The sequence below is a fragment of the Acinetobacter sp. ESBL14 genome (assembly GCF_036668815.1).
GTDB classification, from domain to species: Bacteria; Pseudomonadota; Gammaproteobacteria; order Pseudomonadales; family Moraxellaceae; genus Acinetobacter; species Acinetobacter gyllenbergii.
On sequence record NZ_JAZEVS010000007.1, the window covers coordinates 133,779 to 145,286 of the forward strand.

At 41.4% G+C, this 11,508-nt stretch carries 12 protein-coding genes; 6 read left to right on the forward strand and 6 right to left on the reverse strand.

Features of this window, described 5'->3' with window-relative positions; genetic code table 11:
- Positions 1-117 precede the first annotated feature (117 nt).
- The 3 genes from V6E90_RS18760 (at position 118) to V6E90_RS18770 (ending at position 2,980) form a co-directional block, all read left to right on the forward strand.
- Positions 118-408: a co-chaperone GroES gene (locus tag V6E90_RS18760; RefSeq protein WP_004801462.1), complete on the forward strand. Its 291-nt coding sequence runs from the start codon at positions 118-120 to the stop codon at positions 406-408.
- A gap of 58 nt (positions 409-466) precedes the next feature.
- Positions 467-2,101 carry a chaperonin GroEL gene (groL, locus tag V6E90_RS18765; RefSeq protein ID WP_016541222.1) on the forward strand — a complete coding sequence of 545 codons (1,635 nt, stop codon included), beginning with the start codon at positions 467-469 and terminating at the stop codon, positions 2,099-2,101.
- Positions 2,102-2,242: 141 nt separating this feature from the next.
- A complete protein-coding gene (locus V6E90_RS18770; protein WP_332606167.1) occupies positions 2,243-2,980 on the forward strand; it encodes a hypothetical protein in 738 nt (245 codons plus the stop codon).
- A gap of 57 nt (positions 2,981-3,037) precedes the next feature.
- Here the strand turns inward: V6E90_RS18770 and V6E90_RS18775 are convergent, their stop codons facing one another.
- Positions 3,038-3,412, reverse strand: coding sequence for a diacylglycerol kinase (locus V6E90_RS18775; protein WP_332606168.1), 375 nt, complete (start codon positions 3,410-3,412; stop codon positions 3,038-3,040).
- 190 nt (positions 3,413-3,602) lie between these two features.
- On the opposite strand from V6E90_RS18775, the gene V6E90_RS18780 reads away from it, so the two are divergent.
- Positions 3,603-4,670 carry a 4-phosphoerythronate dehydrogenase gene (locus V6E90_RS18780; RefSeq protein ID WP_332606169.1) on the forward strand — a complete coding sequence of 356 codons (1,068 nt, stop codon included), beginning with the start codon at positions 3,603-3,605 and terminating at the stop codon, positions 4,668-4,670.
- Complete coding sequence (gene epmA / locus V6E90_RS18785; RefSeq protein WP_332606170.1) at positions 4,667-5,650, forward strand: EF-P lysine aminoacylase EpmA; 984 nt, start codon at positions 4,667-4,669, stop codon at positions 5,648-5,650. The genes V6E90_RS18780 and epmA overlap by 4 nt, the downstream gene beginning before the upstream one ends.
- 9 nt (positions 5,651-5,659) lie before the next feature.
- Here epmA and V6E90_RS18790 read toward each other — a convergent pair whose 3' ends face one another.
- From V6E90_RS18790 to V6E90_RS18810, 5 genes are all read right to left on the reverse strand, one after another.
- Positions 5,660-6,787 (reverse strand): helix-turn-helix transcriptional regulator, encoded by a 1,128-nt coding sequence (locus V6E90_RS18790; RefSeq protein ID WP_332606171.1) that lies wholly within the window; start codon positions 6,785-6,787, stop codon positions 5,660-5,662.
- 197 nt (positions 6,788-6,984) lie between these two features.
- Positions 6,985-7,146 carry a hypothetical protein gene (locus tag V6E90_RS18795; protein ID WP_023271466.1) on the reverse strand — a complete coding sequence of 54 codons (162 nt, stop codon included), beginning with the start codon at positions 7,144-7,146 and terminating at the stop codon, positions 6,985-6,987.
- Positions 7,147-7,241: 95 nt separating this feature from the next.
- The gene (locus tag V6E90_RS18800; protein WP_332606172.1) at positions 7,242-8,243 is read right to left on the reverse strand and encodes an SUMF1/EgtB/PvdO family nonheme iron enzyme; all 1,002 of its coding nucleotides are present in this window, start codon (positions 8,241-8,243) and stop codon (positions 7,242-7,244) included.
- A complete protein-coding gene (locus V6E90_RS18805) occupies positions 8,240-9,922 on the reverse strand; it encodes an arylsulfatase (RefSeq protein ID WP_016660212.1) in 1,683 nt (560 codons plus the stop codon). Before V6E90_RS18805 ends, V6E90_RS18800 begins: the two co-directional genes overlap by 4 nt.
- Before the next feature lie 134 nt (positions 9,923-10,056).
- The gene (locus V6E90_RS18810; RefSeq protein ID WP_016541241.1) at positions 10,057-10,674 is read right to left on the reverse strand and encodes a rhomboid family intramembrane serine protease; all 618 of its coding nucleotides are present in this window, start codon (positions 10,672-10,674) and stop codon (positions 10,057-10,059) included.
- A 153-nt stretch (positions 10,675-10,827) separates the two neighbouring features.
- Here V6E90_RS18810 and nfuA point away from each other — a divergent pair, with 153 nt between their 5' ends.
- Positions 10,828-11,466 carry a Fe-S biogenesis protein NfuA gene (nfuA, locus tag V6E90_RS18815; RefSeq protein ID WP_004652044.1) on the forward strand — a complete coding sequence of 213 codons (639 nt, stop codon included), beginning with the start codon at positions 10,828-10,830 and terminating at the stop codon, positions 11,464-11,466.
- The last annotated feature ends 42 nt before the right edge of the window (positions 11,467-11,508 follow it).

Sequence of the window (11,508 nt, forward strand, 5' to 3'; positions counted from 1 at the left end):
TTTCCCCCTTGAAGCTATTTTTTTCAACCCCACAAAAGTGGCATATCAAAATTTTATGTATTGCCATGCATTGGCGATACACATTAATCAAAAAGACTAAGTCTGATGGAGTTAACTATGAGCAACATTCGTCCATTACATGATCGTGTTGTGATTCGTCGCGTAGAAGAAGAAACTAAAACGGCTGGTGGTATTTTACTTCCAGGTTCTGCTGCTGAAAAACCATCGCAAGGTGAAGTAATCGCAGTAGGTAATGGTCAAATCACTGACAACGGCATTCGTGCTTTAGACGTTAAAGTTGGCGACAAAGTATTGTTTGGTACTTATGCGGGTACAACGGTAAAAGTAAGCGGTGAAGAGCTCTTGATCATGAAAGAGTCTGACATCTTAGCGGTACTTGAAGGCTAATCGGCACATAACTCACAAATTATCAGATACAGTAATTTAAAAAGATTCGGAGTTTCACATGTCAGCTAAAGACGTAAAATTTGGTGATTCAGCTCGCTCAAAAATGATTGCAGGCGTAAACACACTTGCAGATGCAGTAAAAGTTACTTTAGGTCCTAAAGGCCGTAACGTTGTCATCGATCGTTCTTTCGGTGCACCGCACATCACTAAAGATGGTGTAACAGTTGCGAAAGAAATTTCATTGAAAGACAAGTTTGAAAACATGGGTGCTCAACTTGTTCGTGAAGTGTCTTCTAAAACTAATGACATCGCGGGTGACGGTACAACAACGGCAACTGTACTTGCTCAAGCCATCTTAAATGAAGGGATCAAATCAGTGACTGCTGGTATGAACCCAATGGATTTAAAACGTGGTATCGACATCGCTGTAAAAACAGTTGTTGAAAATATCCGTACCAATGCAAAACCAGCGGATGATTTCAAAGCAATTGAACAAGTGGGTTCAATCTCTGCGAACTCTGATACAACTGTGGGTAAACTGATCGCTCAAGCGATGGAAAAAGTCGGTAAAGAAGGTGTTATCACTGTAGAAGAAGGTTCTGGCTTCGAAGACGCTTTAGATGTTGTAGAAGGTATGCAGTTCGACCGTGGTTATATCTCTCCATATTTTGCGAACAAGCAAGATACTTTAACTGCTGAACTTGAAAATCCGTTCATCCTTCTTGTTGATAAAAAAATCAGCAATATCCGTGAATTGATTACGGTATTAGAAGCTGTTGCTAAAACAGGTAAACCACTGCTTATCATCGCTGAAGATGTTGAAGGCGAAGCGCTTGCGACACTTGTTGTGAACAACATGCGCGGTATTATCAAAGTATGTGCGGTTAAAGCACCTGGTTTTGGTGATCGTCGTAAAGCAATGCTTCAAGACATCGCGATCTTGACTGGCGCGACTGTGATTTCTGAAGAAGTCGGCATGTCTTTAGAGCAAGCTTCTCTTCAAGATCTAGGTACTGCACACAAAATCACTGTTTCTAAAGAGAATACTGTGATTGTTGATGGTGCTGGTAATGCTGCACAAATCGCTGAACGTGTTCAACAGATCCGTGCGCAAATCGAAGAATCTACTTCTGAATATGACAAAGAAAAACTTCAAGAACGCGTTGCTAAATTAGCAGGCGGTGTTGCAGTCATCAAAATTGGTGCAGCAACTGAAGTTGAAATGAAAGAGAAGAAAGACCGTGTAGACGATGCACTTCATGCAACTCGCGCAGCAGTTGAGGAAGGTGTTGTTGCGGGTGGTGGTGTTGCTCTGGTACGTGCTGTAAACGTATTGGATGGCTTAAAAGGTGCAAACGAAGATCAAACTGCGGGTATCAACATTTTACGCCGTGCGATTGAAGCGCCACTTCGTCAAATTGTTGCAAACGCAGGTGATGAGCCTTCAGTTGTAATTAACGCGGTGAAAGGTGGTGAAGGTAACTTTGGTTATAACGCTGCAACTGGTGAATATGGCGATATGTTAGAAATGGGTATTCTTGACCCTGCTAAAGTAACGCGTTCTGCACTTGAACACGCAGCTTCTGTTGCTGGTTTGATGTTAACCACAGAATGTATGATTACTGATATCCCAGAAGATAAACCTGCTGCTCCAGATATGGGTGGCATGGGTGGTATGGGCGGCATGATGTAATACATCTAAGCCTAGATCAAAAAATCCCTGCATATGCAGGGATTTTTTACGTTTGTAGAATGGTAAAAGCCAAGATAATACGCTAATTCATATTTATAACTTTAAAAATTTAATAGAACATAAATTGCTGGGAGCCTATACATGTATAAATCTTGCTGTTTCATTGTGATGTGCAGTCTATCGGGATTCCAAGCCCATGCTGAAAGCATTAAAGAATCTTTTGCGGGGGAGACCAAAGTCTTTTTGAATATCTATGGATTTGCTGCCGATATTGATGGAGTGATTGGCTATCAAGGTTTGAACTATCAACTTGATCAGCCCTTCAAAGATACAGCTGATGCCCTTGATCAGGCTCTCATGGGACATTTAGAAATAAATAAAGGCAAGTGGGGGATTTTCTCTGATATTCAATATGTGAAAACTGAAGAGAAAAAACAAGTTTATTCATTTCCTGTGGTTTTATCGACTAAAGTTAATCTTAGTAATTTAGGTATTTATTACCGAGCCTATGAACAATTTCCCGATGGTCAGGGGCTGGTTATTGAGCCGAGTTTAGGTGTGAATTATACCGACTTAGAAGGTGTGTTAGGGGCGTTGGGTAAGCAAGTTTCTGTTGGAGAGGATTGGTATGAATATTTTGGTGGAGTAAGGCTTCGCTACAATAATGATTCACCTTGGAATCTTGCTGCTCAATATACCTATGGTACGGAACAGACTCAAATCGCACAGGCATATTTAGGTTATCGTCAAAAAGTATTTACAGCACCTGTAAACTTTAGAGTGGGTTACCGTTATGTATCCCAAGACTATAAAAATGGCAGTTTTAAATGGGATACGGTACAACAAGGTCCTGTCATTGGTATCGGGGTTGGATTCTAAGCCGATGAAATAAATGAAGAGAAGAAATAGTCATCCTGTTTCTTCTCGATCTCAAAATTATTTCAATAAAATAATCATCCATGTAAAGAAAATAATTGCTAAAGAGACAAATTGCGCGGCGCTGCCCATGTCTTTGGCATTTTTAGACAGCGGATTTTTTTCTAAAGAAACGCGATCAACCACGGCTTCAATTGCTGAGTTAAACAGTTCCACAATAATCGCCAATAAGCAGACAGCAACCATCAGGGCCTGTTCAACAGCTGAGACATGGAGGAAAAAACTAAGTGGGATGAGAATCACGTTCAGCAATAGGACTTGTCGGAAGGCGGCTTCATAGCGAAAAGCTGCTTTAAACCCAGCAACTGAATAGCCTGTTGCATTTAAAATCCGTTTAATGCCATTTTTGCCTTTATAGGGAGAGTATTGCTTCATTACGATTGAGGAATGATAGAAAGCTCTAGTATAAGAGCAAAGATGTTGCAGTAAATTGGCAATATGTCGTATGCGTGTACGAAGGTTAGACTTTTTCTGTCATTTAATCGGCACTGTGATGTATTTAAGAATTGTCAATTGGGATCACGCTAAGGATAATAAGTGCAGACTTATTGAAGGACATTTCTGCATGAAAATTATCGCTGATGAAAATTTGGCATTTACCGATTATTTCTTCGCGGAATTTGCAGAAATACAACATCGGGCAGGGCGTACCCTGACCCATGTTGATGTACAGGATGCCGATGCATTGTTGGTGCGCTCTGTCACCAAAGTGAATCATGCTTTAATTGATCAAACGAAAATTAAATTTGTAGGCAGTGCCACCATTGGCACCGATCATCTAGATATTCAGGCACTCGAACAACAACATATTGCTTGGAGTAATGCCGCAGGCTGTAATGCACAAGCTGTTGCAGAATATGTGATTACGGCGTTGCTACATTTAGATATCAATCTCTTGGAAAAAAATAAAGCCTTTACTTTAGCTATTGTGGGGCTTGGCAATGTCGGTCGTCGTCTTGCTGTGATGGCGCAACTCCTCGGCTGGAATGTGATTGGTTATGATCCTTATGTACAGCTAGCAGACATCGAAAATGTTTCTTTTGATGAACTATTAAAACGTGCTGATGCCATTTCGATTCATGTGCCCCTGACCAGATCAGGTGATTTTCCCACACAGCATTTATTTGATGCAGCTGCTTTAGCTGCAATGAAACCATCTGCTATTTTAATCAATAGTGCGCGTGGACCCGTGATTCAACAGTCTGCATTAATGGCAGATATTTTGAACACTCAACGCCAAGTGATACTAGATGTATTTGAGTTTGAACCTGAGATTCCTGAGCAATTGCTGGATCTATTGGCATTAGCAACCCCACATATTGCGGGTTATAGTCTGGAAGGTAAGGCCAGAGGTACGCAGATGATTTATGAAGCCTTTTGCAATACTTTTCAGCATGAGGTATCGAAGCAATTTGAAAGCCAATTGCCAAGCGTAGAGCACTATTTTAAACAGCAAGATTTAAAAACTGTGCTTAAACAGCATCTCACTCAAATTTATGATATTAAAGCTGATGATCAACAACTTCGTGCCTGTATCCAAAATGGCAAAGTAGAACAAACAGCATTTGATTTACTCCGCAAAAATTATCCTTTACGCCGTGAATGGGCTGCACATGGTGGACCAAAAGCATGAGTCAAGTAATGAAAAGCTACCAACCAACCTGTTCAATTGAGGCCTTAAAAGCACGTGCAGAAATGTATCACAAGATTCGTCAGTTCTTTGCACAACGTAATGTTTTGGAAGTAGAGACTCCGATTTTATCGCAGGCAGGCGTTACAGATGTGCATTTGGCTTCGGTACAGGTACAGCGTCATATTCATGGCAAATTAAATACCCAGTATTTACAGACCTCGCCTGAATTTCCAATGAAACGTTTATTGGCCAGTGGCAGTGGTCCGATTTATCAAATCTGTAAAGTGTTTCGTGATGATGAGCATGGTCGTAAGCATAATAGTGAATTTACCATGTTGGAATGGTATCGACCGGGTCTGGATTTAAAAGGCTTGATGCATGAAACTGCGGAGCTGTTAGAAACCTGTTTGGTACATCGTTTTGGCGAAATTCGTCCTATTGTTCTTAGTTATAAGCATGCGTTTCAGGATCGTTTAGACATTAATCCTTTACAGGCAAGCTTGAAACAGCTCAAAGACACGGCCAATCGTGTGGGTTTGAATCTAGACTTAGGCGATGACCGCTTGGCTTATATGGATTTATTGTTCTCGCATTTTGTTGAGCCAAGTCTGGGTTTTGATGCCCCAGTATTTTTAACTGATTTTCCACCTGAAATGGCATCACTGGCAAAAGTAAAACAAGATGAGGATGGTGAATCCGTTGCAGCACGGTTTGAGGTATATATTGAGGGTTTAGAGCTAGCCAATGCCTACGATGAGCTTTTGGATGCAGGTATTTTAGCTTCTCGTTTTGACGCGGATAATGCCGAGCGTGCGAAGCAGGGTTTGGCAGTCATCCCAACTGATCAGTATCTGTTGGCAGCTTTGCCGAATATGCCAGAATCTTCGGGTATTGCCTTGGGAATTGATCGTTTGCTGATGGTGTCGATAAATCAGGTCAAAATTGACCAAGTGATTGCATTTCCTGCTGAGATTGCCTAATTACAATGTTTATAAAATCTGCATCAACAATTGAATCAATTCAGTTTGTCTATGGGTGTTGGTTTTTTTGAAAATCGCTTGCAGATGCTTCTTCACAGTATCAGCCTGAATTTCATATGATAGGGCAATTTCTTTGGTGGTTTTGCCCTCAAGCAGTTGCTCACATATTTTATGTTCGACGGGCGTGAACATAAACAGTTGGGTGCAGATCTCTTTCTGATATTTGGGTTTATATTTGAGTCCCGAGAAAGTGGCAAGTAGTACGGGGCGGAGACCAAAAATCTTATGGGTTTTATCTGGGCTGAGTAAATCTAGCGTTAAGAATAAATGTTGATCCAGCAGCATGATTTTAGACCGTTCATGATGCGTCTGTGCGGGATTGTTTTTGTAATTTCTTTCCAGTTCAATTAGGTTTTGATCAAATTGGATTTGCTTATCTTCATTAAAAATAAATCGGCGTTGTTGGATTTGGATCTGTGTATTATTTTTCAGTAACTGCTCAGCTTCATTATTAATTTCTAAGATATCCCCATTCAGATTAATAATTGCAATCGGTTGATTCATTTTCTGAATCAACTGCGAGCCCAGCAAGGTCATGGTTGAATATTCAAAATGATGACGATACTGCTGAATTTTTTGTTGTACGATGGGCAAAATGTCATGAATTGGCTGAAGTTCAGTACAACTTAAAGCACCGCGTTCAGGATTAGTGAGAAAGGCCAGTAATACACAGACTTTTTGATCGTAAATAATCTGAATGGCTGAACAAAAACGTAGATCGAGCGGTTGTAATACGCGTTGATAGACCTGGGTTTGGGTTATTTCCTGTTCTTGAAAATGTTGTGCACAATGCATCCATCCACTCATCGGTGCGATGAGCATTTTTTTTAGACGTGGATCGTCATCAATATCTAAACGAATTTGGGTGAGTGCCGCTTGTTCGAGTTGATGTGTATCAAGATTGACGCCGTGATGCACGCTAAAAGAAAGTGCTTGGACTTCAAGGTCCACAGCCAACAGTTGCGAAGCTTGTACATTAAAATAGTGATTTAATTGCTCTAGAAAAAAGATCCAATCATCTGCATGTTGAACTTTATTCAAGATGTCCATAACAGTGCGATGCTGGGTCAAATTCATCTAAGAATCCCATCGAAATAAATTGAATATATTCCATATAGTCTATATGGGTTTTTAATAAATGAAATTACTAAATGAAAAAAAATGTGATTTTTTATGCAATTATCTGACAGAAAGGTGTTTGGTGTTAAATCATGGATAAACAGTGAGGCGTATGACTCTGCCTAAACTCAATAGGAGTTTAAGCAGAGAAGAATTTAGCAGCGTCCTTTTTTAGCCTGTCCTGGGGGACAAAAATCACCACCTCCATCATGATGGTTGTCTGGATCAACAATCACACTGCCATGAGGGGTATGCACAGCACAGGCGGATAAACCCAATGTCAGTAAAGTGCTGAAGCAAAGTAGTATTATTTTCATCATTACATCCTATTGTTATTGCTTTCCCTTCTACTGTAAATCGAGCAGTAGGTTTCAGCTAGCAGAACGATGCAGCTTTTTAACAGAGATTTGTATCATTTGGTTGTGCGTAAAACGGTTCTAAATCCGACATGCGTTGCGGCCAAATCAAATTCTTGTGGATAGCGGCTGCTATTCCGATAACGGGCGCAAAAGTTGGAAGCGCATAAAAAAGAGCCACCTTTAAGGACATACTGTGTCGTGACGGTGTCTTGCTGACGGAGTTCAGTATAATTGCCCATATGTTGATCATGTGCGCCATGATAAACAGAGGAGGTCCATTCCCAGACGTTGCCAATCATATCGAAGAGTTTAAAGGCATTGGCAGGATAACAGCCGACAGGTGCGACACTTTGAAAATGATCTTCAACTGTATTGTTGAAAGGAAATTCCCCTTGCCAGTAATTGGCCTGTGGATGTTGATGCGCATCCTGTGGCGCTTGATGTAAAGGCGTATCTGTTTTAGAACCTGCTTTGGCTGCATATTCCCATTCTTGTTCTGTGGGTAAATCTCGACCCAACCAAACGGCATAGTGCTCGGCATCATTTTTAGTGACATAGCGAACTGGCTCAGAGGGTGATGGGGGCTGACCAGCTACACCATTTGGCGTTTTCCATGTGTAATCTGCTTTCAGTTGCCACCATTGTTTGGGGTTATTCGCATCAGGCGAAAATACTGCAGCCTGCTTTTGTTTTTCAGCATCAGTGATATAGCCTGTCGCTTTGATGAAACTGGAAAACTGAGCCACAGTGACTTCGGTTTGATCGATCCAAAAACCTTTGACCTGACGTTGAGATTTTCCAAAATTCAGCTCATCAGGGTAGGCCAAATTTGATCCCAATTGAAATGAACCTTCAGGAACCCACACCATCCCCGCAGTTTGCCTCTTTTGCCATGCCTCAGGTAAACCCGAATACTGTTGGCATTGTGGTAATGAACCCAATTGCGCGACTATCGTGTTATCTAGAGGGGAGAGGTTTGTATCGGGTTTAACTTTACTACAGCCTGCCACAAGGGACAGGCTACTCAGTGAAATAAATAAACTAATCCACTTCATTTAAGGAAATATTCCTTGACCCCATTTTGCTGGGTGTATTGGTTATAGACATCGACAAGCTCTTGTAACTTGGCAGGATTGTCTTGAGCGAGATTTTGGGTTTCACCACGATCATTTTTCAGGTTATACAGTTCCCAAGACCCAGTCCCAAGTTCTGATTTGCCTTGTAGTGCAATTTTCCAGTCTCCTTGGCGCGCGTATTTACTGCCATGTAATTCGTCGGCAAAACTAAAGTTGGCTGGACGAATGGCTTGGGTTTTATTTTCGAGTACAGATTTCCAAGAGTAACCACTTGGCGTATTGATTTGACGACCTTTGTATTGACCTTGTGGGATGGCAATATTGGCATAGTCGAGTACGGTTGGGAACACATCTAAGACTGAGGCAAAGCCATGATGCGTGGCTTGAGCCTTGGTTTGGTATGGCAGTTTTACAATGGCAGGTGCGGTGGTTGCACCTTCACCCGCAGTGTCTTTCCAGAGGTGGAAGGGCGCAGCACTGACCTCTGCCCAACGGGGGCCGACATAATGATATGAACTCGAGGTACCGACATTATTGACGCTGTTATCAAAACCTGACTCAGCTCCATAATTGCCACGGATAAAGCCTTCTGCACCATTATCTGAGACAAAGAAAATTAAAGTGTTGTCATATAAGTTATTGCGTTTTAGATATTGAATCACACGACCAATATTGGCATCCAGATTTTCGACCATGCCTGCATAGATTTCCATTCTGCGGGCTTCCAGCGCTTTTTGCTCAGTTGAAAGTTCATTCCACTTGCCATATTTTTGCGGTGCATTTGGTGTGGCGATTGGTTCAGCTGCTTTAAAGTTTGCTGGAATTAATCCGAGTTGTTTTTGACGGGCAATCCGAGCATCGCGAATCACATCATAGCCTGCATCATAAACACCACGATAACGATCACGATATTCAGCAGGTGCCTGTAAGGGCCAATGGGGCGCTGTATACGCTGCATAGGCAAAGAATGGCTTGCCTGAGTTCTTGCCTGACTCTAAATAACTGATCAGTTTATCTGTGAAGTAGTTGGTAGAGAAGAAATCATCAGGTAAGGATGAAATCGGAACTTGTTTGCCGTCTTCGGTATACGTTGCATTACGCTTATAGGCACTCGGTGCTTGTTTAAAATGCAGGTCTAAGCCTTGCAATAGCGTAAAAGAATGATCAAAACCTTTGGCATGTGCGTTGGTTGCATTGGTTAAGCCTAAGTGCCATTTGCCACTGATATAGGTTCGATAGCCATTGTCTTTGAGGACTTCAGCAATAGAGAGTGAACGCTCATTTAAATAGCCCTCATAACCAGGTTGGCCTCTTAAATGCTCTGGTGTGAGTTCCGCCATTGCCCCAATTCCTGCTAAATGATGGTCAGTCCCCGAAATCAATTGTGAACGTGTTGGTGAGCAGGTTGGTGCGGTATGATAATCCGTTAAAATACGACCTGCTCGGGTCAGTTCATCAATATTGGGGGTATGAATTTCACCACCAAACGCCCCTAAGTCTGAATAGCCTAAGTCATCGGCCATGATGAATAAAATGTTGGGTTGTTTTTTGGTTTCAACCACAGTGTTGGAATTATCGGAATCATTATCACTGCAAGCTGAAATTGACAGACTAAATAATGCAATTGAAAGTGTGCTCAAGAGGCTGTTACGAGACATGAGAGTCGACTTAATTTTATAGAAGAATTAGGGCGAGTTTAGAGAGATGATTTTTATGATAAAAATAATTAAAATTTGATTATTAATCTAAAAAAAAGAAAAGCCCCAATACAGGAGCTTATTTCTAAGATGATTTAAAATGGGATTTTGCTGAGTTGATTCAAGAAATGTGGAATAACCCGTGGCTCTAAAATGATAGTGACCACTACACCATAAGCGGCACCCCAGAGATGCGCGCTGTGATTAATATTACTATTGCCACGTTTGCCCGACCAAATGCTGTAAGCCACATACAAAATCGCAAAAATAATCGCAGGAACAGGGATAAAGAACACGAAGATCAAGTTCCAAGGTTGGAACAGGATATAAGCAAACAGGACTGCTGAAACCGCACCAGAAGCCCCTAAGCTCGCCCATCGTGCATCGTGGCGATGTTTTAAATAGCTTGGTAAAATGGCAACAATTAGTCCGCCCAAATAGAATAAAACAAAGCCCATGTCATAGAAAAACTGACGATAGAAGCTTTCAATGATATTGCCAAAGAAAAATAGCGTAATCATATTGAACAGGAGGTGCATACCATCGGCATGGATAAAGCCATGCGTGATAAAACGATCATATTGTCCACGCTGCATGGCCGGAGGCCAGAAAATTAAACGGTTCATCACCGCCTGATTGGAGAAGGCCAATAAGGAGATTGCAACGGTAATAATGATCAGAGTCACAGTGTGACCAAAGGGTAGATGTAACATATAGGTTTTAAATTGATCAGTGTCTAAGCAATAATGCCATTAAAAACTTAATAAACAATGATCTTGCATAGAATTCCTACAAAAATGGTTGATTTTTTTTTATTACCCTCCATCTTCGGTTAATATAACGACATCAGCTTGAGGATTATTGTTATGTCGACTGAGAACACCAACACTGCTGTCGCAGAAGAAATTCCAAACCTTTTAATTACTCCCTCTGCACAAGAGTATTTAGGTGATTTATTAGCAAAGCAGAATACCCCAGGAATTGGCGTTCGTGTTTTTGTAGAGCATCCAGGTACTCCACGTGCTGAATGTTGTATGGCATATAGCGCACCTGAAGAAGTGGTGCCAACGGACTATAAACAGGATTATCCTAATTTTCCTGCTTATGTTGATGCACCATCAATTCCGTATTTGGTTGATGCGGTGATTGACTACAATAAAGACCGTTTTGGTGGGCAATTAACATTCCGTGCACCAAACTCAAAAGTGCCACGTGTCGGCCCAGATGCTTCAATTGAAGAGCGCATTACTTATGTATTGCAATCTGAAATTAATCCAGGTCTTGAAGGGCATGGCGGTAACTGTAGTTTGGTAGAAGTCAATAATGATCCAGAACACGGTCTTACTGCTGTATTGAAATTCGGTGGTGGTTGCCAAGGTTGTTCTGCGATTGATGTCACCTTGAAGCAAGGTGTAGAAACCACCTTAAGACAGCATGTGCCTGAGTTGCAACGTGTGGTGGATCAAACCGATCATACACAAGCAGAAGGCGCTTATTTCAAATAATTGCTAGAAAATTAACGTAATAAAAAAAGTCCTTTTAAGGGC

Excerpts from the sequence above, each read along its gene's own strand:
- V6E90_RS18810 (WP_016541241.1), bottom strand. The coding sequence starts at position 10,674 with ATGTTACATCTACCCTTTGGTCACACTGTGACTCTGATCATTATTACC.
- V6E90_RS18780 (WP_332606169.1), top strand. The coding sequence starts at position 3,603 with ATGAAAATTATCGCTGATGAAAATTTGGCATTTACCGATTATTTCTTC.
- V6E90_RS18795 (WP_023271466.1), bottom strand. The coding sequence starts at position 7,146 with ATGAAAATAATACTACTTTGCTTCAGCACTTTACTGACATTGGGTTTA.
- V6E90_RS18790 (WP_332606171.1), bottom strand. The coding sequence starts at position 6,787 with ATGAATTTGACCCAGCATCGCACTGTTATGGACATCTTGAATAAAGTT.
- nfuA (WP_004652044.1), top strand. The coding sequence starts at position 10,828 with ATGTCGACTGAGAACACCAACACTGCTGTCGCAGAAGAAATTCCAAAC.
- V6E90_RS18775 (WP_332606168.1), bottom strand. The coding sequence starts at position 3,412 with ATGAAGCAATACTCTCCCTATAAAGGCAAAAATGGCATTAAACGGATT.
- epmA (WP_332606170.1), top strand. The coding sequence starts at position 4,667 with ATGAGTCAAGTAATGAAAAGCTACCAACCAACCTGTTCAATTGAGGCC.
- V6E90_RS18800 (WP_332606172.1), bottom strand. The coding sequence starts at position 8,243 with ATGAAGTGGATTAGTTTATTTATTTCACTGAGTAGCCTGTCCCTTGTG.
- V6E90_RS18805 (WP_016660212.1), bottom strand. The coding sequence starts at position 9,922 with ATGTCTCGTAACAGCCTCTTGAGCACACTTTCAATTGCATTATTTAGT.
- groL (WP_016541222.1), top strand. The coding sequence starts at position 467 with ATGTCAGCTAAAGACGTAAAATTTGGTGATTCAGCTCGCTCAAAAATG.
- V6E90_RS18770 (WP_332606167.1), top strand. The coding sequence starts at position 2,243 with ATGTATAAATCTTGCTGTTTCATTGTGATGTGCAGTCTATCGGGATTC.
- V6E90_RS18760 (WP_004801462.1), top strand. The coding sequence starts at position 118 with ATGAGCAACATTCGTCCATTACATGATCGTGTTGTGATTCGTCGCGTA.